The following is a 19,879-nucleotide window of genomic DNA, read 5'->3' on the forward strand; positions in this document are numbered from 1 at the left end:
TGCAATATTTTATTTTTATGTATACGATTCGATAACGGAAAGTAAAATTCGGAGTGGTGAATGAACAACATAAACGCCCTGCAGACCGCGCCAGACCTGCATGACAAAGACGAAACCATCTTCCAGGCGCTGATGACCGCGATTGTGGAACATCAGCTGCTGCCGGGGAGCAAATTGCCGGAAGAGGCGCTGGCCGAGGTGTTTGGCGTGAGCCGCACGGGCATCCGCAAGGTGCTTCAACGACTCGCCGCTGTGCAAATGGTCACCCTGACGCCCAAACGTGGTGCACACGTCGCCAGCCCGACGGTGGAAGAGGCGCGGCACATCTTCCGCACCCGCGCGCTGCTGGAGGTCGCTAACCTGCCGGACGTGCTGGCGCACTGTCAGCCGCCGCACCTTGCCGCGCTGGAGGCCATTATTCGTCAGGAGCAGCAGGCGCACGAGGCCTATGACGGCCCGGCGGCAATTCGCCACTCCGCCAATTTCCACATTCAGCTGCACGCCATCTCCGGCAACCAGGTGCTCACCGAGATGGTGACCGGCCTGAGCCAGCGATCGTCACTGGTGATTGCCACCTGGGGCGCGCCGTGGCGTCAGGGCTGCCGCTGCAACGATCACGAACAGCTGGTGGATCTGCTGCGCCAGAAGGCGCTTGAGCCATTAAGCGATGCCCTCATGCACCATTTTGAACATATCGTTGCCAGCCTCTGCTTCGAGCGGGCGGGCGAGTGCCTGCCTGATTTTGCCCGGCTGTTTGCCGGCCACAAGGAGTCGTAATGTCTGTCTGTATACAAGTGATCAACCCCAACACCAGCCTCGCGATGACGGAAACCATCGGCGCGGCGGCCCGCGCGGTGGCGGCGCCGGGAACGGAGATCCTCGCGGTCTGCCCGAGCGCGGGCGTGCCGTCTATAGAAGGCCACTTTGATGAGGCCATCGCCGCCGTTGGTGTCCTGGAACAGATCAAAAAAGGCAGGGAGCAGGGCGTGGATGGTCACGTGATTGCCTGCTTTGGCGATCCGGGCCTGCTGGCGGCGCGCGAGCTGGCGCAGGGGCCGGTTATCGGCATTGCTGAAGCCGCTATGCATATGGCGACGCTGGTCGCGACGCGCTTTTCGGTGGTCACCACGCTGCCGCGCACGCTGATTATTGCCCGCCATCTGTTGCACCAGTATGGCTTTCAGGACCACTGCGCAGCGCTGCACGCCATCGACCTTCCGGTGCTGGCGCTGGAGGACGGCAGCGGTCTGGCGCAGGAGAAGGTGCGCGCGCGCTGTATACAGGCGCTGAAAGAGGATGGCTGCGGCGCCATCGTGCTCGGCTGCGGCGGCATGGCGACGCTGGCGCAGGAGCTGACCCGCGAGCTGCGCGTGCCGGTGATCGACGGCGTCAGCGCGGCGGTGAAGATGGTGGAGTCGCTGGTGGCGCTGGGGCTCTCAACCAGCAAGCACGGGGATCTGGCCTTCCCGGAGAGCAAACCGTTAAGCGGACATTTTCAGGCATTGAATCCATTTTAACTTTTGGGGGTGGTATGGGGCTTTTCGAACAGGATTATCCGCGGGATCTGCGCGGCTACGCGGGCAACCCGCCGCACGCGCGGTGGCCGAATCAGGCGCGCATCGCGGTGCAGTTTGTGCTCAATTATGAAGAAGGGGCGGAAAACCACGTTCTGCACGGCGATGCCGGGTCCGAGCAGTTCCTGTCGGACATCATCGGCGCGGCCAGCTACCCGGACAAACACATGTCGATGGACTCCCTTTACGAATACGGCAGTCGCGCCGGGTTCTGGCGGATCCACAATGAATTTCAAAAACGCGGCCTGCCGCTGACGGTCTTTGGCGTGGCGATGGCGCTGGCGCGTCACCCGGAGATTGTTGAGGCGATCAAGGCCGCGGATTACGACGTGGTCAGCCACGGCTGGCGCTGGATCCACTATCAGAACATGGACATCCGCCAGGAGCGCGACCACCTACATAAGGCGGTGCAGATTCTGACCGACCTGTTCGGCAAGCCGCCGACGGGCTGGTACACCGGGCGCGACAGCCCCAACACCCGCCAGCTGGTGGTGGAGCACGGCGGCTTTGACTACGACAGCGACTACTACGGCGATGATTTGCCCTTCTGGACGGAAGTGGCCTGCGGCGACGGCACCCGCAAACCGCACCTGATCGTGCCCTATACGCTGGATGCGAACGACATGCGCTTTGCGACCGCGCAGGGGTTTAACACCGCCGAGCAGTTTTATACGTACCTGAAGGACAGCTTTGACGTGCTGTACGAGGAGGGGGAGAGCGCGCCAAAGATGATGTCCATCGGCATGCACTGCCGCCTGCTGGGAAGGCCGGGGCGTTTTCGCGCGCTGCAACGGTTTCTGGATTACGTGCAGCAGCACGATCGGGTGTGGGTCTGTACCCGCCAGCAGATTGCTGACCACTGGCGGGAAGTGCATCCGTTTCAGAAGTAATTGTGCGATGTTTTGCCGGGTGGCGGCTGCGCCTTACCCGGTCTACACCATCAAACTCACCTGCGCCGCCACGATCCGCCACCCGTAGGCAAACCTTACCCACGTCTGCTGCTGGCGGCCAATCCGCTCCGTACCTTCACGGGTAAACTCGGTGCTGCACACGGCATAATCCTCCCCGAAGGTGGTAATCACGGTGTGGCGCAGCGTCCGCTGAAGCCCGGCAGACGGGCGCGCCGCCCTAAAGGCGCGGATTTCATCGATCCCGTACAGGTTTTCCCCCGCCCCCAGACGCACCGTGTTTTTGTCGTGCCAGAACAGCTCGTCCAGCACGGCAATGTTGTTACTCACCAGCGCGTCCTCGTAGCGGTAAAACGCGGCCGTCACCTCGGCAACCACCCACGGCAGGTTAATGTCATCGTGATTGATCATGCTGCAACCTCCGCCGGGCGGGCATCGGTGATGCCGCTCTCTTCCAGCACGCGCGCGACGCGCAGGCAGGCCTGCTCGTTAAACGGCGCGGCAATCAGCTGCAGGCCAATCGGCGCGCCATGTGCGGTGCGCAGCGGAACGGTGGTCACGGGCAGGCCCAAAAATGAAATCGGCTGGGTCAGCATCCCCATGCTGGCGCGGATGGGGAGCGGCTGACCGTTAATCTCCATGACTTGCTCGCCGATCCGCGTGGCGCTGCGCGGCGTCGCGGGGGCGATCAGCACGTCGGCCTGGGCAAACAGTGCGTGAAACGCCTGCCGCGCCTGCGCGCGGAACCGCTGGGCCTGAATATACCAGGCGGAGGGGATCATCGCGCCTGCCAGCAGTCGCTCGCGGGAGTGCGGCTCAAAGCGCTCGGGCTCGCGGCGAAGCGCGGGCAGGTACTGATTTCCCCCTTCGGCGGCGCTGATGATAAACGCCGCGGAGCGCGCCAGCTCGGCGTCCGGAAACTGCAGCTCATCCTGCACGTCGAGCGCCTTCGCCACCCGCGCCACGGCGTCTCTGGCCTGTGCGTCGCACCAGGTGGTGAAGTAGCCGCTGAGCACCGCGCAGCGCAGGCCGTCAAGCCCGCGGTCTAGCAGGGGGCGCGTCTGCTCGCGTGAGCTCTCTGCCTGAAAACGGTCGCTGCTGTCCCGGCCCTGCAGCGCGTCGTACACGGATGCCAGGTCGCACACCCGGCGGGCAAAGGGGCCGATATGATCCAGGCTCGCGACAAACGGATGGCTGCCGGATCGTGACAGGCGGCCAAAGGTGGGCTTGAGGCCATAGATGCCGCACAGCGAGGCCGGAACGCGAATCGACCCGTTGGTGTCGGTGCCGAGCGAAAAGTGCACCAGCCCGGCGGCCACGGCGGCGGCTGAACCGCCAGAGGATCCGCCCGCAATGCGCGTCAGGTCGTGCGGGTTACGCGTCGCGCCGTAGTGGCTGTTCTCGGTGGTAAAGCCGTAGGCGTAGGCGTCCATATTCACCATCCCGGACAGCAGCCCGCCCGCGCTGCGCAGCTGGCGCACGGCGAAGCTGTCAGCGGCCGCAGCGGGGCGCTGGCTGAACAGCCCGGCGCCCGCGAGGGTGGTGTGTCCGGCAACGTCGAACAGGTTTTTCACCGCGTAGGGCACGCCCGCCAGCGGCGGCAGGGGGCGCTTCTCGCGGCGCAGGGTGTCGATGTTCTCGGCCTCGGCGAGCATGCGTGCTTCCGTCACGGTGGTCCAGGCATTGATCTGCGGATTAACGCGCCCAATCGTCTCCAGCGTCTGGCGGGCAATCTCATGGGCGCTCAGCTCGCCCGCGCTCAGCGCCTGTTGAATGTCGCTGATACTCATCTCGTGTAGCGTCATGCTTTATACACTCCTGCGATCTCCAGACGGTCGTCGAGCGGCAGCGCCATCAGCGGGGCGGCCATGCTGGCAATGCGGCTGAACTGCAACTGCAGCTCAGCGCGGCGGGCATCGTCCAGCGTCACGCCGAGCACGGACTCCATTTGCGCAAGATACGCCTGCCAGTCGGGTTGTTGTGTCGTCATTGTTTTCTCCTCAGTATCCGGCGGCCGCGCCGTTGCTGCGCGGGTCAAACGCCCCTTCAAACAGCCCGTTGGGGTGGCGGACAATCGCGCCCGCGTGGCCCATCGCTTCACTGAAGTCAGGGAATATTTCTACCTCATGTCCGAGTACCTGAAGCCGTAAGACCGTCTCAGCGGTAAAGCGTCCTTCCAGCTTTAACGTGTCTGAGGTTTGTCCCCAGGTGCGCCCCAGCAGCCAGCGCGGGCGGGAAATGCTTTCCTGCAAGGGCACGCCCTGAACCACGTAGCGGGTAAAGAGCGCGGCCTGGGTTTGCGGCTGTCCGTCACCGCCCATCGATCCGTAGACCATTACGCGCCCGTCCTTAAGACGCGCCGCCGCCGGGTTCAGGGTATGGAAAGGCTGTTTGCCCGGCGCGAGGGCCAGAAGATGAGCGGGGTCGAGGCTGAACGACGCCCCCCGGTTCTGCCAGACGATGCCGGTATCGGGCAGCACCACGCCGCTGCCGAACTCGTGATAAATACTCTGGATAAACGACACGGCCAGCCCGCTGTTATCCATCACCCCCATCCACACCGTATCGCCGGGCCCTTTTCCGGTTCCCCACGGCGCGGCGTGGCCGTCGTCAACCCTGTCGGCAAGCGCCTGCAGGGCGGCGGGATCCAGCAGTTTCTGAATCTCGGTTTTCAGCTCACGCGGGTCGGTAATGTGGGCATCGCGCAGGCCAAAGGCCAGCTTGGTGGCTTCAACGATGCGGTGAATGGTGTCCGCGTCGTCGGCCTCCGCCATATTCAGGCGGTCGGTGATGCCGAGTATCGCCAGCGAGACCAGCCCCTGCGTCGGCGGGGCGTGGTTAAAGATCTCCCCCTGCTGATGCTGCAGCTTCAGCGGCGCGGTGCGCCGGGCAACGTGCGCGTTAAGATCGGCCAGCGTCACGGGCATGCCCAGCGTCTCCATGCCGTGCGCCACCACGTTCGCCAGCGGGCCGCGATAAAAGCTGTCCAGACCGTCCTCTACGAGGCGCGTCAGGGTTGAGGCCATGGCGGGCTGGTAAAAACGGCTCCCGACCTGGGGCGGCTTACCGTTCACCAGCCACGTTTCCGCGAAGCCGGGGATGGCCTTCAGCTCGTCGAATTTACTGGCCGTGGCATGGGCCTGTGAGTCCGTGACCGGGGTGCCGTTCTGCGCATAGTCAATGGCGTCGGCCAGCAGGCGGGCCAGCGGCAGCGACTTGCCGGTCATCTCGCGGGAGACCTTCAGCGCCTCGTCCCAGCCGCTCACCGTGCCGGCGACGGTCAGCGCCGCCTGCGGTCCGCGATGAGGAATGTGCGTGTGCCCGTCGTAGGCGGCAAGCGTTGCGCGCGATCCCGCCGCGCCGCTGGCGTCAACGGCGATGGGGTCGCCTTCTGGCGGCACGATAAGCCAGAAGCCATCGCCGCCCAGCCCGTTCATGTGGGGGTAAACCACGGCGATGGTGGCCGCCGCCGCGACCATCGCTTCAATCGCGCTGCCGCCTTCGCGCAGCACCGCCAGCGCGCTCTGGCTGGCAAGATGGTGGGGCGCAACGGCCATGCCGTGCGTGGAGACGTTGCTTTGCATGAGAAGTCCTCGTAACACTGAAAGTCACAAGGCGCTGCAAAAGCTGTTCCAGTTCTGAAAGAAAAGTTTCAGTAAACTGGCACGTATAATGAATACGTATAAAGAAAGGTATAATGTGATGAAACAAAAGTTACAGAGGCGCTATGGAACAACTGGATGAACGTCTGAAAGCACAATACCCGTCGCTGTCGCCGCAGGAGCAGCGGGTGGCAGACTTTATATTCGACCATTTTGACGACCTGATCAGCTACAACAGCGCCGAGCTGGCGCAGCTGAGCGGGGTGTCGAAAGCCACGGTCAGCCGCCTGTTTAAGCGTCTGGGCTATGAGAAATATAAGGATATGCGCGACGAGCTGCGCACCCTGCGCCAGAGCGGGATGCCGCTCACCGATAACCGCGATGCGGTGCAGGGCAACACGCTGCTGGCGCGCCACTACAAGCAGGAGATGGCGAACCTGACCCAGTGGGTCAATGCCCTTGACGCGCAGCAGTTTGCCGACGCCATGGCCTGCATGGTCAAGGCGCGGCGCATTGTCATTATCGGCATGCGTAACGCTTATCCGGCGGCGCTCCACCTGCGCCAGCAGCTGCTGCAGGCGCGCGGTCAGGTGCTGGTCCTGCCGCAGCCGGGCCAGAGCCTGAGCGAGGAGCTGGTGGACCTAACGCCGGACGATCTGGTGGTGATGATGGCCTTCCGCCGCCGCCCGCGCATCATTCGTCCGCTGATGCAGCAGCTTCAGAGTAGCGGTATTCCGGTGCTGCTGATGTGCGAGCCGCAGGCCCACAGCTTATTTCCGCTGGCGAGCTGGCAGCTCTGCGCCCCGCTGGACAGCGTCTCCGCCTATGACAGTTATTCCTCGGTCAACAGCCTGATCAACCTGCTGGCAAACGCCTTCCTGCATGACATTCTCGATAAAGGCCGTCCGCGCATTCACGAGATTGCCTCCCTCTACCAGCAGCTGGACGAACTCGAACAACGATAATGGGGCATCAGACTGGTGCTTTGCATTGAAATGGTGCAATTGAACGGGGCGAAAATAGAGAGTATTTTCGCCCCGTTCGCGTTTTATCAGGCTTTAAGAGAAAATTCCCCGCTTCGCCTTATCTGGCACATTAGTTGCAAAATCACATTCAAAGAATCTTTTGTTTCATGTTAACGTTACGGGGAAGCACCATGAAAAAACTGTTTATTGCACTGGCCGGGGCCGCCTGTCTCTTCACTCAGCTGCCGGCAAAGGCTGACCAGCTTCAGGATATCGAGAAGCGCGGCACCATTCGCATTGCCGTTCCGCAGGATTTCCCGCCGTTTGGCTCGGTAGGGACCGATCTGCAGCCGCAGGGCTACGACATAGACATGGCGCGCTATCTGGCGAAACAGATGAAGCTCAAGCTGCAGCTGGTGCCGGTGACCAGCGCCAACCGCGTGCCGTACCTGCAAACCGATAAGGTGGACCTGGTCATTTCCAGCCTCGGTAAAAACCCGGAGCGCGAGAAGGTGATCGACTTCAGCCGCGCCTACGCGCCGTTCTTCCTCGGCGTGTTTGGCCCGAAAGGCGCCGAGCTGAAGGACGCCGCCGCGCTGAGCGGAAAAACCATCGGCGTGACGCGCGGGGCGGTGGAGGACATGGTGCTGACCGGCCTGGCACCGAAAGATGCCAACGTGAAACGCTACGAAGACAACAACACCACGCTCTCGGCCTACCTCTCCGGCCAGGTGCAGTACGTGGCGACCGGCAACCTCGTGGTGGCGGCCATTTCGCGCCAGAACGCGGATAAAGCCCCGGTGCCGAGCTTTATGCTGAAAGACTCACCGTGCTTTATCGGCCTGAAGAAGAACGAACCGGCCCTGAAGGCGAAAGTGGATGCGCTGATTGAGCAGGGCATCAAGGACGGCACGCTGAACGGCCTGTCTGAGCAATGGCTGAAGGCCCCGCTGCCGGCAAACCTTGGCGCCTGAGCCTATGACGGAGCAACTTGATTTTTCAGCCCTCTGGCCGCACTGGCCGGAGCTGCTGGCCGGGCTGTGGGTCACCATTCAGCTGACGGTAATGGCAACCGTCGGCGGGCTGGCAATCGGGATTTTCGGCGCAGCGATCCGCAGCGGACGCACCACCTGGTACAGCCGGATCTGGGGCGGCTACGTGGAGATCATCCGCAACACGCCGTTTGTGGTGCAGCTGTTTTTCATCGTCTTCGGCCTGCCGAATCTTGGCCTGAAGATGACGGCGGGGGAGGCGGCGCTATTGGCAATGGTGGTGAACCTGGGCGCGTACAGCACCGAAATTATCCGCGCGGGCATTCAGGTCACGCCGAAAGGACAGTGGGAGGCCGGGCGCGTGCTGGGGCTGACCCGTCTGCAGACGTTTATTCGCGTGGTGCTGCCGCCCGCGCTGCAGCGCATTTATCCGGCGCTGGTGAGCCAGTGCATCATCGTGATGCTCGGCTCGTCGGTGGTGTCGCAGGTCTCGTATGAAGAGCTGACCTTCGCCGCTAACCTGATCCAGTCCAGAACGTTTTTGAGCTTTGAGGTCTATCTGGTGACAACCGGGATTTACTTAGCGCTGTCGATTACCCTGCGCCAGTTGATGATGGCGGCAGGACGCAAATGGCTGGGGGTGCAGGCATGATGACCACCTTTACCGACTGGGACATTATTCGCAACCTGCTGCTGGCCGGACGCTGGACGGTACTGCTGTCGCTGGTGGCGTTTGTCGGCGGGGCGGTGGTAACGCTGCCGCTCCTGCTGCTGCGCCTGACGGGCGGGCGCACGGTGAAGCGCATTATCCGCGGCTATATCGAGCTGTTTCAGGGCACCCCGCTGCTGATGCAGCTGTTCCTGGCCTTCTTCGGCGTGGCGCTGTTCGGCATCGACGTTTCGCCGTGGACCGCCGCCTCGCTGGCGTTAACCTTCTACACCAGCGCATTTCTGCTCGATATCTGGTACGGCAGCATTCGCGCCCTGCCGAAGGGGCAGTGGGAAGCCTCGCGCTGCCTGGGCCTGACCTTCGGCCAGACCCTGTTTCGCGTGGTCGCTCCGCAGGCGCTGCGCATCGGCATCGCCCCGACGGTGGGCTTTGCGGTGCAGGTAATCAAAGGTACCGCGCTGGCGTCGATTATCGGCTTCATCGAGCTGACCAAGGCCGGCACCATGCTGACCAACGTGACCTATCAGCCATTTAAGGTCTTTGCGCTGGTGGCGCTGGGCTACTTTATTCTGTGTTATCCGCTGTCGCGCTACAGCCGCTATCTGGAGACCAAATTCAATGCCTCTCATCACCATTAATCAGGTGCAGAAGTACTACGGCGATAACCACGTGCTCAAGGGCGTCGATCTGGATATCGACATGGGCCAGGTGATCTCCATTATCGGGCGCAGCGGATCGGGTAAAAGCACGCTGCTGCGCTGCATCAACGGCCTGGAAGGGTATCAGGACGGAAGCATCAAGCTGGGCGGCATGACCATTACCGACCGGGATTCTCAGGCGCGCGAAATCAGCCGCTCGGTCGGGATGGTGTTCCAGAGCTTCAACCTGTTCCCGCACATGACGGCGCTGGAGAACGTGATGCTCGCCCCGCGTCGGGTGCTGAAGAAAAGCGCCGCCGAATGCCGCGAACTGGCCCAGCGCATGCTGGAGAAAGTGGGGCTTGGCGATCGTCTGGATTACTACCCGTCGAGCCTCTCCGGCGGCCAGCAGCAGCGCGTGGCGATTGCCCGCGCGCTGGCGATGTCGCCGAAAGTTTTACTCTGCGACGAGATCACCTCCGCGCTCGACCCGGAGCTGGTGGGCGAAGTGCTCAAGGTGCTGGAGCAGCTGGCGGCCGAGGGGATGACCCTGATTCTCGTGACCCATGAAATGAATTTTGCCCGCGAAGTGGGCGACCGCGTGGTGTTTATGCACCAGGGGAAAGTCTGGGAGCAGGGCGACAGCAAAACGCTGTTCGCCAACCCGCAGACCACGGAACTGAAGCAGTTCATCTCCTCCGTGCGCGGCCTCAACTGATAAGGACTGACAAATGGATATCGCACACTTTCCGCAAATCAACCCGCCCCAGCGCCTGCTGATGGGGCCTGGGCCGATCAACGCCGACCCGCGCGTGCTGCGCGCTATGTCGAGCCAGCTGATTGGCCAGTACGATCCGGCCATGACCCACTACATGAACGAGGTGATGGCGCTCTATCGCGGCGTGTTCCGCACCGAAAACCGCTGGACGATGCTGGTGGACGGCACCTCCCGCGCGGGAATTGAGGCCATTCTGGTCTCCGCCATCCGCCCGGGCGATAAGGTGCTGGTGCCGGTCTTTGGCCGCTTTGGCCACCTGCTGTGCGAAATTGCCCGCCGCTGCCGCGCGGAGGTGCACACCATCGAGGTGCCGTGGGGCGAGGTGTTTACCCCGGACCAGGTGGAGGATGCGATTAAGCGTATTCGTCCGCGCCTGCTGCTGACCGTGCAGGGCGACACCTCCACCACCATGCTGCAGCCGCTCGCGGAGCTCGGTGCCATCTGCCGCCGCTACGATGTGCTGTTTTACACCGATGCCACCGCGTCGCTCGGCGGCAACGCGCTGGAGACCGACGCATGGGGGCTGGACGCCGTCTCGGCAGGGATGCAGAAGTGCCTCGGCGGCCCGTCGGGCACGTCGCCGATCACCCTGAGCGCGCGCATGGAGGAGGCGATCCGCCGCCGTAAATGCGTTGAGGAGGGCATTCGCACCGACGCCCACCGCGACGGCGATGAGGAGATGATCTACTCCAACTATTTCGATCTCGGCATGGTGATGGACTACTGGGGGCCGGAGCGCCTCAACCACCACACCGAAGCGACCACCGCGCTGTTTGGCGCCCGTGAGTGCGCGCGTTTGATCCTGCAGGAAGGGCTGGATAACGGCATCGCCCGCCACAGGCTGCACGGCGATGCGCTGCTGAAGGGCATTCAGGCGATGGGGCTGGAGACCTTTGGCGATCTGAAGCACAAGATGAACAATGTGCTGGGGGTGGTCATCCCGCAGGGCATCAACGGCGACCAGGTGCGTAAGCTGATGCTGGAGGATTTCGGGATTGAGATCGGCACCTCGTTTGGCCCGCTGCACGGCAAGGTGTGGCGCATCGGCACCATGGGCTATAACGCGCGCAAGGACTGTGTGATGACCACCCTGAGCGCGCTGGAGTCGGTGCTGAACTACCTGAAATTCACCACCACGCAGGGTGCGGCGATGCAGGCCGCGTGGGACCACTATCGCCGCGAGACGCCGCAATGAGCCCGGCGGCAGAACGGGTGATGGCCCGCGCCGACGCGCTGGCCGCCATCAGCGAAACCCCGGATGCGCTGACTAGGGTCTATCTCTCGGTGCAGCATCAGCAGGCCAACCAGCTGGTGGGGCAGTGGATGAGCCAGGCGGGCATGACCGTCTGGCAGGACAGCGTGGGCAACATTTGTGGACGCTATGAGGGGGCGCTGGAAGGGGCGCAGGCGGTGCTGCTTGGATCGCATCTGGATACCGTGCGCAACGCGGGACGCTACGACGGCATGCTCGGGGTGCTCACGGCCATTGAAGTGGTGGACAGCCTGCATCAGCAGGGTGTGCACCTGGCGCAGGCCATCGAGATTGTCGGCTTTTGCGATGAAGAGGGCACCCGCTTCGGCATTACGCTGTTAGGCAGCCGGGGGCTGACGGGCACCTGGCCGCAGGGCTGGCTGGAAAAAACCGACGCCAGCGGCATCAGCGTGGCGCAGGCGATGACCCAGGCGGGGCTCGATCCTGCCCGCGTGTCGCATGCCGCAAGGCGTCAGGTAGATTTCAGCGCCTATCTCGAGCTGCATATTGAGCAGGGGCCGTGCCTTGAGCAGGAGGCGCTCGCGCTTGGCGTGGTGGAAGCCATTAACGGTGCGCGTCGCCTGAACTGTCGCTTCACCGGCGAGGCCGGACATGCGGGAACCGTGCCGATGCTCCACCGCAGGGATGCGCTGGCCGCCGCCGCCGAGTGGATGGTTATCATTGAAAACGCTACCCGACAGCAGGGCGGCAACCTGGTGGCGACGGTCGGGGAATTGCGCTGTCTGCCGGGAGCGGTCAACGTGATCCCCGGTGAGGTTCAGCTCTCGCTCGATATTCGCGGCCCGCAGGATGCACCGCTGGACAGGTTGCTCAACGACCTGCTGGAACATGCCCGGGCGGTCGTATCGCGCCGCGGGCTGGCATTTAGCGCCGAGGAGTTTTACCGCATTGCCGCCACGCCGTGCGATCTGCACCTGCAGAACGTGCTGGGGGAGGCCGTCAAATCGGTACAGGGACGCTCGCTGTCGCTGCCCAGCGGCGCGGGCCACGATGCGATTGCCATCGCGGAACGCTGGCCGGTGGGCATGCTGTTCGTGCGCTGCAGGGGCGGAGTCAGCCACCACCCGGCGGAATCGGTGATGGCTGAGGATGTTGCGCTGGCGATTGAGGCGTTTTCGCGTGCGGTGATTCAGCTGGCGGATCGCGTTACTCCAGCCCCAGCGTATACTGCGCGATCTTGAAGTAGATAATCAGCCCGGTACCGTCGATAAGCGTCGCGATAAACGGCGCGGAGACGACCGCCGGGTCAATGCCGCAGCGCTTGAGCACCATCGGGATCACTGACGACACAATCGCGCTCCAGAGCGTAATGCATACCAGCGTCAGGCTGACGATAAGCGTGATTTCCAGCCCGATACCCATCATCCAGGCGCGGATGCACCCGGCAATACCGAGCGTCACAGCAATCATCAGCGAGGTGGTCATCTCTTTGCGCAGCACGCGGCCCACGTCGCGCAGATGCACTTCACCCAGCGCCATGGCGCGCACCAGCGTGGAGGTAATCTGCGTTCCGCTGTTGCCGCCCGTGCCGATCAGCAGCGGAATAAAGAACGCCAGCGCGATGGCAGACTCCAGCGCCTCTTCGAAGTGCTGGATCACCGAGCTGGTGTAGGCTTCCGCGACAAACAGCAGCAGCAGCCATACGGAGCGTTTCTTCCACAGGCTGAAGGCGCTGGTTTCCAGATAGGGCTTCTCCAGCGGCAGCGTCGCCCCCTGAAGCTGGGCGTCTTCGGTGACGTCATCTTCCAGCAGATGGGCGATTTCGCGCTCGGTCAGGCAGCCGACGAGCTTGCCGTGGGTCACCACCGGCACGACGTCCGCGTCGCCGTGGGCCAGAAGTCCGGCGACATCGGCTCGTTCATCTTCCGGTTTCACCTGCAAAAACTGCGAAATCATCAGGCTTTTAATTGGCTGCACGGTATCCGTGACCTGCAATAATTTGCGTACCGCAATCATGCCCGCCAGGCGTCCATGGTCTTCAATAAAAATATGCGACGGAATATCATCGTCTTTTAATTTTTCGAAGAATTGCTCGCGCGCCAGCGCCACGCATAATGAAACGTCGAGGACAATAAAATCGGTATTCATATATTGCGCGACCGCGCGGTCATTGAATGCCAGGTTGTGATTGTGAATAGCGTAAGACATAGTGAATTCCCTTTGAATAATAAAATCTCTCAGGGGCGAGCAAGACAGGGCATGTCGGAAAGGAGATCCCCACGTCCTGGGTTCAGCACTGTACACCGTATCCCGCAAGGGAAGTTATACTGACAAAGCCTTGATTCGACAGTGCCTGTTTTACCCTGTGCCAGTTCTCTCGAACCCACCAGAGCGATAACGTGTATTTGTACAGGAGCCTCGCCATAACGAGATCGTTGTAAAGCGTGAGGAATAATACGCCTGTTTAAATTTATCGCTCAGGAAATTAAATAATGTTTAAGGAAGGTTTAGGTAAATCTTATTAATAAAATGTTGAGGGTTTATTTAAGGTTATTCCTTTTAAATGGAGGATTAATTAACGGGGGGAAGGAAAATGGCGTGGTTTGATAATCTGCTGAATCATTTTGCGCTTTATCCGGCACATCTGTTCGCGCTGTTATTCATAATGGCGCTGAGCAAGTCCACGGTGCTGATCTCCTCCGTGCTGCCGCCCGCCTCGGTGATGCTGCTGGCGGGCATCGGCGTCAGCCAGGGGAGCATGCATCCTGCGCTGGCGTGGCTCGCCGTGGTGCTGGGGGCAACGGCGGGATCGGTGCTGAACTACCATATCGGCCAGCTGATGGGGCACACCCGGCTGGTCGCGCGCTTTACGGCGAAGCATGCCGCTACGTTTTTACGGGTTCAGCATCAGCTGCAAAAAAACGGTGTCATCGTACTGTTTACGTCGCGCTTTCTGGCGGTGTTGCGTTATGTCGTGCCGCTGGCGGCGGGGATGCTCAGGCTGAACGCCGTCAAAGTTTACGCCGTCAGCCTGCTTTCCGCCTGTGCATGGGCGGCGCTGTATGTCGGCGCGGTCACCGGCATAAGCGCCTTTTGAGTTACAGGCTTCCCATTCCGCCGTCCACCAGCAGTTCCGTTCCTACCGTGTAGCTCGACTCGTCGGAGGCCAGATAGAGCGCGGCTTTTGCCAGCTCCGTCGTCGAGCCCATTCTGCCGAGCGGCACCAGCTTGATGATCTCCGCCATCATCGCGTTAAGCGTCTCTTCGCTTAAGCCCGTCTTCGTAAATGCCGGCGTTTCCACCGGACCGGGGCTCAACCCGTTGACGCGGATCCCGCGCGGCAGCAGCTCCGCCGACAGCGTTCGCGCCAGCGACAGCAGGGCGGCCTTGCTCGCAGCATACACGCTGCTGGTGGGCAGGCCGATGCGCGCGCTCACGGAGCCGCAGAGGATCACCGAGGACGGGTTATTCAGCAGCGGCAGCAGCGCCTGAATTAAAAAGAACGGTCCCTTCAGGTTGATGCCCATCAGGCGGTCCCACGCATCCTCTTGCCAGGCTTCCAGCGGCGCGTGCGTCACATCGCCAGCGTTGAGAAATACCGCGTCCAGGCGTGGCCAGCGGGCGGCGAGCGTTTCCGCCAGCGCTTTTTGCGACGCGATATCGCCTGCGTCGGTTGGGATCACCCAGGCCTTATCGCCCAGAATGCGCTCTGCTTCGGCGAGGGTGTCCGGGTTGCGTCCGGTCACAGCGACGCGCGCCCCTTCGGCGATAAACGCCTGCGCGGTGGCAAGACCAATGCCGCTGGTGCCGCCGGTAATCAGCGTATATTTATCTGTTAAACGACCCATGTTCTTCTCCTGAAATGTCACTGGAGAAAGCACTATAGAAACGTTAGTATCGAAAGGAAACTAGGTACCAAATGGATACTAAAGAGGCAAGAGGTGTGCTATGGCAGAAATGCTGGAGGTGTGCTGCGAAAAAAAATCTGAGGCGTATACCTGCCCGATGACGCAGTTTGTCAACCTGATATCCGGTAAGTGGGCGATCCCCATTCTCTATCGCCTGATTGTGTTCAACACGCCCGTACGGTTTGGCGATCTGCTGCGTGCCGCTGCCCCCATCACGCAGAAAGAGCTGACGAAGCAGCTCCGCCTGTTTGAGCAGCGCGGGCTGGTGACGCGGACGGTCTACCCGGAGATCCCCCCGCGCGTGGAGTATCAAATTACCGAGCTGGGGTTAACCCTCCAGGATGCGCTCTCGCCGCTGGCCGCCTGGATGAGCGAGTACGGCGACCAGCTTGAGCGTTAGGCTACTGTTTAACGTAGCGCGGTGCCGGAACCCCGGTGCGCGCGCTGTTAAACAGCTCAAGTCGCGCCGCTTCGTAGCGATCCCACAGGGCGGCGTCATGCATCGGCGGAATAGTGATCTGTTCGCCCTGATTCAGACCCGCCAGTGACGCATCGACCATATCATCGGTGGTCATCACCGACCCTTCCGGCAGATCGTTCACCGTAACCCCTGAATGGCTCCAGATCTCCGTCGCCGTCGCGGCGGGCAGCACGGCCTGAATGCGCACGCTGCTATCGGCAAATTCTTCCTGCAGTCCGCGGGTAAAGCTCAGTACCCAGGCTTTGGTGGCGCTGTACAGCGCGCTGCCCGCACGGACATGGAGCGATAACACCGAGGCGATATTGATCAGCGTCCCGCGATTGTTCTGCGCCAGGCGGGGCAGGATGGCGTAGGTCAGACGCATCAGCGCCGTGGTGTTGAGGGTGTTGATGGCCTGATGCTGCGCCACATCGCCCGCGAGGAACGGGGCCATCTGCGCGGTGCCCGCGTTGTTTACCAGCGTATCGATGGCGGTATTGTGGCGCAGTTCATTTTCCACGGCGCGGATCCCGGCTTCATCGCTGAGATCGGCCACCAGTATAGCGACGGCCACGCCATAGCGCGCGCGCAGGTCGGCGGCGAGGGTTTTCAGGCGATCCTCGCGGCGGGCGACCAGGACCAGGTTAGCGCCGCGCGCGGCCAGGCGATCGGCATAGACGGCCCCGATCCCGGAAGAGGCGCCGGTAATTAAGGCGGTGGTGATTTGCGTAGTCATTGTGTGTTACCTCAAAGCAAAGTGGGGTATTTGGTTTCAATATGAAACTGAATTAACTCTCTGCTATTTGGTTTTATAATGCAACCATTTTGCCGGGCATTTTGTGCTTTTGCCGTTGGGAACGATCAGGAGGGGAGTTTAGCTACGATCTCTTCAGGCGTCAGTTCGCGCCCATCGTCGGCGATAAGCGCCAGTTTACGCAGGGGTTTGCGCTGTTCGCTATCGACGAGAACGGTGCCGCATTCGTTTTCCGCGAACAAAAATTCATTGCCCCACTGGGAGAGAGCAACCAGCACCGTCTGGAGCGCGCGTCCCTTGTCGGTCAGAACGTATTCCTGCCAGGCGCTGCCGTCGGAGGCGGGCTGAAGCCGGAGGATGCCTTCATCGACCAGCAGCTTCAGCCGCGAGGTGAGCATGTTTTTCGCGATACCGAGGCTTTTCTGAAACTCACCGAAGCGTTTAATCCCGCGCAGCGCGTCGCGAACGATCAGCAGCGACCACCAGTCGCCAATGATATCCAGCGAACGGGCGACGGGGCAGGTGCTCTCTTCAAGGCGGGTGCGTTTCACGGTCAGGTCTCCGGGGGGTGTGGTTTTATTATAAAACTAATTAGCGTCCACCGTAAGCACGTTAATCATCAGTTTGAGAAATGCTTCCCGAAAAAACTGTCACGAATCTGTCACACTCACTGGAATATTAAAAAAACGTGAGGAACGAGGGATGAGAAAAGCACTACTCGCAGTGGCCGTGGCAGGTACCCTTTCAATGACCTTTGGCGCACAGGCGCAGGAGACGCCGAAAGGCTATCAGCTGGAGCAGGTGTTAATCATGAGCCGTCACAACCTGCGCGCGCCGCTCGCCAACAACGGCAGCGTGCTGGAGCAGTCCACGCCGAAGCAGTGGCCGGAGTGGGACGTGCCGGGCGGTCAGCTCACCACCAAAGGCGGTGTGCTGGAAGTCTATATGGGCCATTACATGCGCGAGTGGCTGGCAGAGCAGGGGATGGTGAAGACGGGAGAGTGTCCGCCAGCGGATAGCGTTTATGCTTACGCCAACAGTCTGCAGCGTACTGTCGCCACCGCGCAGTTCTTCATTACCGGCGCGTTCCCGGGCTGCGACGTACCCGTGCATCATCAGGAAAAAATGGGCACCATGGATCCGACCTTTAATCCGGTGATTACCGATAACTCGCCGGAATTCCGCGAAAAAGCACTCAAGGCGATGGAGTCCGAGCGGCAGAAAATGCAGCTTGGTGAAAGCTATAAGCTGCTGGAGCAGTTGACGAACTACGCTGACTCTCCGTCCTGCAAAGAGAAAAAGGTCTGCTCGCTGGCAGACGCGAAAGATACCTTCAGCGCCGACTATGAAAAAGAGCCTGGCGTATCCGGGCCGCTGAAGGTGGGTAACTCGCTGGTGGACGCGTTCACGCTGCAGTATTACGAAGGTTTCCCGGCCGACCAGGTGGCCTGGGGTGAAATCAAGACCGACCAGCAGTGGCGCGTGCTGTCGAAGCTGAAGAATGGCTATCAGGACTCGCTGTTTACCTCCACCGAGGTGGCGCAAAACGTGGCGAAGCCGCTGGTGAAATATATCGATAAAACGCTGGTCACCGAACAGGCGAAAGCGCCTAAGATTACTCTGCTGGTAGGGCACGATTCGAACATCGCTTCACTGCTCACCGCGCTGGATTTCAAGCCGTATCAGCTGCATGACCAGCAGGAACGGACCCCGATTGGCGGCAAGATTGTCTTCCAGCGTTGGCACGACAAAAACAGCAATCAGGAGCTGATGAAAATTGAGTATGTCTACCAGAGCGCGGAACAGCTGCGCAACGCCAGCGTGCTGACACTGCAGTCGCCCGCGCAGCGCGTGACGCTGGAGCTAAAGGGCTGTCCGGTGGACGCGAACGGCTTCTGTCCGGTTGATAAATTCAATGCGGTCATGAATAACGCGGCGAAGTAAAAGAGACCCCCCCGCTGCGGCGGGGGGAACGCTTAGACGTTTTTACGTTCGATGGTTTGCTCGCCCCAGAAGAGCGAGTCTTTGTCCGTTTTTTCGAAGGCGCGAATCAGCACTTCATCGTTGCCTTCTTCCCAAATCTGCTCGGCCAGCTTTTCGTCGTAGTTCGCGACTTCAAAGATGGCTTCGGCAATCTCCGGAGAGGTGTTGCGTAAACTTGCCCATTCGCCCACGTGGTGAGCTTTGGATTCCTGTGTTGGCATACTTTTCCTCCTGTTGGGTTAGCCGTTCAGTTTTTTAGCGAGACCCGCGACGTATTCACCCTGATAGCGGGCGATAGAGAGTTCTTCATTGCTTGGCTGACGTGAGCCATCCCCACCGGCAATGGTGGTTGCGCCGTACGGCGTCCCGCCGCGCACCTGAGAAACGTCAAACAGCTCCTGCGCGCCGTAGCCAATTGGCACAATCACCATTCCATGATGAGCAAGGGTAGTCCAGGTTGAGGTAATCGTCTGCTCCTGGCCGCCGCCGGTACCGGTAGAGCTGAATACGCTGGCGAGTTTGCCGTACAGCGCCCCGGATGCCCAGAGCCCGCCGGTTTGATCGAGGAAGGTACGCATCTGGCCTGACATATTGCCGAAGCGGGTCGGGGTGCCGAAGATAATGGCATCATACTCCGCCAGCTCCTGCGGGGTGGCGACCGGGGCATTTTGTGTTTTTCCCCCGGCTTTGGCGAACGCTTCCGCCTGCATGGTTTCCGGTACGCGTTTTACCACAACCTCAACGCCGTCCACTCTGTTTGCACCTTCTGCTACCGCGTGAGCCATGGTTTCAATGTGTCCATACATGGAATAATAGAGCACCAGAACTTTTGCCATTTTGCATCACTCCTCGTTGGTTTTTCTGACAGCGGATCGCTGCGTTCATTTAAAGATATGACATCACGGCCAGACTGCAAAAATGAACGGCATTTCTTTGATTTATAACAACATGGTTACAATACGGGGCTGTAGCAAAATGAAACAACTTTCTGGTCGTCGAATTTTAAAATGATAAGAAAGGCTTATAGATTTCCGTCGCGTTATCTGACCCGAAAGGCGGATATCATGTTGCAGAATATTACCCGTGGCTTGCCGGATAGCCTCAGTCCACTAAGCTTAGTTTCACGCGGCACAGATAAAGGCCCTGTCCTTTAGCCGCGAGGTGAAAGAATCCTCTTTTACTGAATGCAATATGATGTCTAATGTTTCACACTCTGGAGGTTAGAGATGGCAAACCATCGTGGTGGTTCAGGTAATTTCGCTGAAGACCGTGAAAGAGCATCAGAAGCAGGTCGTAAAGGTGGCCAGTCTAGCGGGGGTAACTTCAAGAACGACCCTCAGCGCGCATCAGAGGCTGGTAAAAAAGGGGGTAAAAATAGCCACGGCAGCAATAAGTAGTACGCCGGGTTGACTCCCTGCCGCCGGGTTTCCCGGC

23 protein-coding genes, 1 pseudogene and 1 riboswitch are annotated in these 19,879 nt (G+C 60.8%); of the genes and pseudogenes, 14 read left to right on the forward strand and 10 right to left on the reverse strand.

Annotation, left to right across the window (positions count from 1 at the left end; all coding sequences use genetic code 11):
- The first annotated feature begins 60 nt into the window (after window positions 1–60).
- The 3 genes and pseudogenes from IM271_RS13410 (at window position 61) to puuE (ending at window position 2,464) form a co-directional block, all read left to right on the forward strand.
- Window positions 61–777 (forward strand): GntR family transcriptional regulator, encoded by a 717-nt coding sequence (locus tag IM271_RS13410; protein ID WP_193052725.1) that lies wholly within the window; start codon window positions 61–63, stop codon window positions 775–777.
- Window positions 777–1,647: pseudogene (hpxA, locus tag IM271_RS13415) on the forward strand (allantoin racemase). The gene IM271_RS13410 and the pseudogene hpxA overlap by 1 nt, the downstream one beginning before the upstream one ends.
- On the forward strand, window positions 1,565–2,464 hold the full coding sequence (gene puuE, locus IM271_RS13420) for an allantoinase PuuE (RefSeq protein ID WP_370532092.1): 900 nt from the start codon (window positions 1,565–1,567) through the stop codon (window positions 2,462–2,464). The pseudogene hpxA and the gene puuE overlap by 83 nt, the downstream one beginning before the upstream one ends.
- Before the next feature lie 42 nt (window positions 2,465–2,506).
- On the opposite strand, the gene hpxZ is transcribed toward puuE, so the two are convergent.
- The 4 genes from hpxZ to hpxW are packed head-to-tail and all read right to left on the reverse strand — an operon-like array spanning window position 2,507 to window position 6,066.
- Window positions 2,507–2,893 (reverse strand): oxalurate catabolism protein HpxZ, encoded by a 387-nt coding sequence (hpxZ, locus tag IM271_RS13425; RefSeq protein WP_048960335.1) that lies wholly within the window; start codon window positions 2,891–2,893, stop codon window positions 2,507–2,509.
- Window positions 2,890–4,287, reverse strand: coding sequence for an AtzE family amidohydrolase (locus tag IM271_RS13430; RefSeq protein WP_193052728.1), 1,398 nt, complete (start codon window positions 4,285–4,287; stop codon window positions 2,890–2,892). Before IM271_RS13430 ends, hpxZ begins: the two co-directional genes overlap by 4 nt.
- Complete coding sequence (gene hpxX, locus IM271_RS13435) at window positions 4,284–4,472, reverse strand: oxalurate catabolism protein HpxX (protein ID WP_028012637.1); 189 nt, start codon at window positions 4,470–4,472, stop codon at window positions 4,284–4,286. Before hpxX ends, IM271_RS13430 begins: the two co-directional genes overlap by 4 nt.
- Before the next feature lie 10 nt (window positions 4,473–4,482).
- Complete coding sequence (hpxW, locus tag IM271_RS13440; protein ID WP_193052729.1) at window positions 4,483–6,066, reverse strand: oxamate amidohydrolase; 1,584 nt, start codon at window positions 6,064–6,066, stop codon at window positions 4,483–4,485.
- 143 nt (window positions 6,067–6,209) lie between these two features.
- Here hpxW and hpxU point away from each other — a divergent pair, with 143 nt between their 5' ends.
- The 7 genes from hpxU to hpxK all read left to right on the forward strand — a co-directional run bounded on the left by hpxU (window position 6,210) and on the right by hpxK (window position 12,581).
- Window positions 6,210–7,049: a MurR/RpiR family transcriptional regulator HpxU gene (hpxU, locus tag IM271_RS13445; RefSeq protein WP_045261682.1), complete on the forward strand. Its 840-nt coding sequence runs from the start codon at window positions 6,210–6,212 to the stop codon at window positions 7,047–7,049.
- A gap of 191 nt (window positions 7,050–7,240) precedes the next feature.
- A complete protein-coding gene (locus IM271_RS13450) occupies window positions 7,241–8,023 on the forward strand; it encodes a transporter substrate-binding domain-containing protein (RefSeq protein WP_045261681.1) in 783 nt (260 codons plus the stop codon).
- 4 nt (window positions 8,024–8,027) lie between these two features.
- Window positions 8,028–8,693 carry an amino acid ABC transporter permease gene (locus IM271_RS13455; protein ID WP_041912033.1) on the forward strand — a complete coding sequence of 222 codons (666 nt, stop codon included), beginning with the start codon at window positions 8,028–8,030 and terminating at the stop codon, window positions 8,691–8,693.
- On the forward strand, window positions 8,693–9,349 hold the full coding sequence (locus tag IM271_RS13460) for an amino acid ABC transporter permease (RefSeq protein ID WP_014883296.1): 657 nt from the start codon (window positions 8,693–8,695) through the stop codon (window positions 9,347–9,349). Before IM271_RS13455 ends, IM271_RS13460 begins: the two co-directional genes overlap by 1 nt.
- Window positions 9,330–10,067: an amino acid ABC transporter ATP-binding protein gene (locus IM271_RS13465; protein ID WP_008499843.1), complete on the forward strand. Its 738-nt coding sequence runs from the start codon at window positions 9,330–9,332 to the stop codon at window positions 10,065–10,067. The genes IM271_RS13460 and IM271_RS13465 overlap by 20 nt, the downstream gene beginning before the upstream one ends.
- 13 nt (window positions 10,068–10,080) lie before the next feature.
- A complete protein-coding gene (locus IM271_RS13470) occupies window positions 10,081–11,322 on the forward strand; it encodes an alanine--glyoxylate aminotransferase family protein (protein WP_032651243.1) in 1,242 nt (413 codons plus the stop codon).
- Window positions 11,319–12,581: an allantoate amidohydrolase gene (hpxK, locus tag IM271_RS13475; protein ID WP_193052730.1), complete on the forward strand. Its 1,263-nt coding sequence runs from the start codon at window positions 11,319–11,321 to the stop codon at window positions 12,579–12,581. The genes IM271_RS13470 and hpxK overlap by 4 nt, the downstream gene beginning before the upstream one ends.
- On the opposite strand, the gene IM271_RS13480 is transcribed toward hpxK, so the two are convergent.
- Window positions 12,547–13,548, reverse strand: coding sequence for a magnesium transporter (locus IM271_RS13480; RefSeq protein WP_045261677.1), 1,002 nt, complete (start codon window positions 13,546–13,548; stop codon window positions 12,547–12,549). The two genes, hpxK and IM271_RS13480, sit on opposite strands and share 35 nt — an antisense overlap.
- Window positions 13,549–13,608: 60 nt before the next feature.
- Window positions 13,609–13,778, reverse strand: a riboswitch (M-box (ykoK) riboswitch).
- Between the two features lie 155 nt (window positions 13,779–13,933).
- Between IM271_RS13480 and IM271_RS13485 the strand changes: the two genes are divergently transcribed.
- Window positions 13,934–14,437: a DedA family protein gene (locus tag IM271_RS13485; RefSeq protein ID WP_049001621.1), complete on the forward strand. Its 504-nt coding sequence runs from the start codon at window positions 13,934–13,936 to the stop codon at window positions 14,435–14,437.
- Window position 14,438: 1 nt separating this feature from the next.
- Here IM271_RS13485 and IM271_RS13490 read toward each other — a convergent pair whose 3' ends face one another.
- Window positions 14,439–15,188: an SDR family oxidoreductase gene (locus IM271_RS13490; RefSeq protein WP_028012645.1), complete on the reverse strand. Its 750-nt coding sequence runs from the start codon at window positions 15,186–15,188 to the stop codon at window positions 14,439–14,441.
- A 100-nt stretch (window positions 15,189–15,288) separates the two neighbouring features.
- Here IM271_RS13490 and IM271_RS13495 point away from each other — a divergent pair, with 100 nt between their 5' ends.
- On the forward strand, window positions 15,289–15,648 hold the full coding sequence (locus tag IM271_RS13495; protein WP_023335206.1) for a helix-turn-helix domain-containing protein: 360 nt from the start codon (window positions 15,289–15,291) through the stop codon (window positions 15,646–15,648).
- A 1-nt stretch (window position 15,649) separates the two neighbouring features.
- Here IM271_RS13495 and IM271_RS13500 read toward each other — a convergent pair whose 3' ends face one another.
- On the reverse strand, window positions 15,650–16,444 hold the full coding sequence (locus IM271_RS13500) for an SDR family oxidoreductase (RefSeq protein WP_193052731.1): 795 nt from the start codon (window positions 16,442–16,444) through the stop codon (window positions 15,650–15,652).
- Between the two features lie 125 nt (window positions 16,445–16,569).
- Entirely contained in the window at window positions 16,570–17,013 is a 444-nt protein-coding gene (locus IM271_RS13505) for a helix-turn-helix domain-containing protein (protein WP_028012647.1), read from the reverse strand.
- 151 nt (window positions 17,014–17,164) lie between these two features.
- Here IM271_RS13505 and agp point away from each other — a divergent pair, with 151 nt between their 5' ends.
- Complete coding sequence (gene agp, locus IM271_RS13510; RefSeq protein ID WP_069732506.1) at window positions 17,165–18,406, forward strand: bifunctional glucose-1-phosphatase/inositol phosphatase; 1,242 nt, start codon at window positions 17,165–17,167, stop codon at window positions 18,404–18,406.
- Window positions 18,407–18,438: 32 nt separating this feature from the next.
- On the opposite strand, the gene IM271_RS13515 is transcribed toward agp, so the two are convergent.
- Window positions 18,439–18,666 carry a YccJ family protein gene (locus IM271_RS13515; RefSeq protein ID WP_028012649.1) on the reverse strand — a complete coding sequence of 76 codons (228 nt, stop codon included), beginning with the start codon at window positions 18,664–18,666 and terminating at the stop codon, window positions 18,439–18,441.
- A gap of 18 nt (window positions 18,667–18,684) precedes the next feature.
- Window positions 18,685–19,281, reverse strand: a complete 597-nt coding sequence (gene wrbA / locus IM271_RS13520) for an NAD(P)H:quinone oxidoreductase (protein WP_041910554.1) — start codon at window positions 19,279–19,281, stop codon at window positions 18,685–18,687.
- 390 nt (window positions 19,282–19,671) lie between these two features.
- Between wrbA and IM271_RS13525 the strand changes: the two genes are divergently transcribed.
- On the forward strand, window positions 19,672–19,842 hold the full coding sequence (locus tag IM271_RS13525; protein ID WP_001273664.1) for a general stress protein: 171 nt from the start codon (window positions 19,672–19,674) through the stop codon (window positions 19,840–19,842).
- The last annotated feature ends 37 nt before the right edge of the window (window positions 19,843–19,879 follow it).

The organism is Enterobacter cloacae complex sp. I3 (assembly GCF_014896175.1).
GTDB classification, from domain to species: domain Bacteria; phylum Pseudomonadota; class Gammaproteobacteria; order Enterobacterales; family Enterobacteriaceae; genus Enterobacter; species Enterobacter bugandensis.

Coding starts and splice junctions, on each gene's coding strand:
- IM271_RS13410 (WP_193052725.1), top strand. CDS start 61: ATGAACAACATAAACGCCCTGCAGACCGCGCCAGACCTGCATGACAAA.
- hpxZ (WP_048960335.1), bottom strand. CDS start 2,893: ATGATCAATCACGATGACATTAACCTGCCGTGGGTGGTTGCCGAGGTG.
- IM271_RS13430 (WP_193052728.1), bottom strand. CDS start 4,287: ATGACGCTACACGAGATGAGTATCAGCGACATTCAACAGGCGCTGAGC.
- hpxX (WP_028012637.1), bottom strand. CDS start 4,472: ATGACGACACAACAACCCGACTGGCAGGCGTATCTTGCGCAAATGGAG.
- hpxW (WP_193052729.1), bottom strand. CDS start 6,066: ATGCAAAGCAACGTCTCCACGCACGGCATGGCCGTTGCGCCCCACCAT.
- hpxU (WP_045261682.1), top strand. CDS start 6,210: ATGGAACAACTGGATGAACGTCTGAAAGCACAATACCCGTCGCTGTCG.
- IM271_RS13450 (WP_045261681.1), top strand. CDS start 7,241: ATGAAAAAACTGTTTATTGCACTGGCCGGGGCCGCCTGTCTCTTCACT.
- IM271_RS13455 (WP_041912033.1), top strand. CDS start 8,028: ATGACGGAGCAACTTGATTTTTCAGCCCTCTGGCCGCACTGGCCGGAG.
- IM271_RS13460 (WP_014883296.1), top strand. CDS start 8,693: ATGACCACCTTTACCGACTGGGACATTATTCGCAACCTGCTGCTGGCC.
- IM271_RS13465 (WP_008499843.1), top strand. CDS start 9,330: ATGCCTCTCATCACCATTAATCAGGTGCAGAAGTACTACGGCGATAAC.
- IM271_RS13470 (WP_032651243.1), top strand. CDS start 10,081: ATGGATATCGCACACTTTCCGCAAATCAACCCGCCCCAGCGCCTGCTG.
- hpxK (WP_193052730.1), top strand. CDS start 11,319: ATGAGCCCGGCGGCAGAACGGGTGATGGCCCGCGCCGACGCGCTGGCC.
- IM271_RS13480 (WP_045261677.1), bottom strand. CDS start 13,548: ATGTCTTACGCTATTCACAATCACAACCTGGCATTCAATGACCGCGCG.
- IM271_RS13485 (WP_049001621.1), top strand. CDS start 13,934: ATGGCGTGGTTTGATAATCTGCTGAATCATTTTGCGCTTTATCCGGCA.
- IM271_RS13490 (WP_028012645.1), bottom strand. CDS start 15,188: ATGGGTCGTTTAACAGATAAATATACGCTGATTACCGGCGGCACCAGC.
- IM271_RS13495 (WP_023335206.1), top strand. CDS start 15,289: ATGGCAGAAATGCTGGAGGTGTGCTGCGAAAAAAAATCTGAGGCGTAT.
- IM271_RS13500 (WP_193052731.1), bottom strand. CDS start 16,444: ATGACTACGCAAATCACCACCGCCTTAATTACCGGCGCCTCTTCCGGG.
- agp (WP_069732506.1), top strand. CDS start 17,165: ATGAGAAAAGCACTACTCGCAGTGGCCGTGGCAGGTACCCTTTCAATG.
- IM271_RS13515 (WP_028012649.1), bottom strand. CDS start 18,666: ATGCCAACACAGGAATCCAAAGCTCACCACGTGGGCGAATGGGCAAGT.
- wrbA (WP_041910554.1), bottom strand. CDS start 19,281: ATGGCAAAAGTTCTGGTGCTCTATTATTCCATGTATGGACACATTGAA.
- IM271_RS13525 (WP_001273664.1), top strand. CDS start 19,672: ATGGCAAACCATCGTGGTGGTTCAGGTAATTTCGCTGAAGACCGTGAA.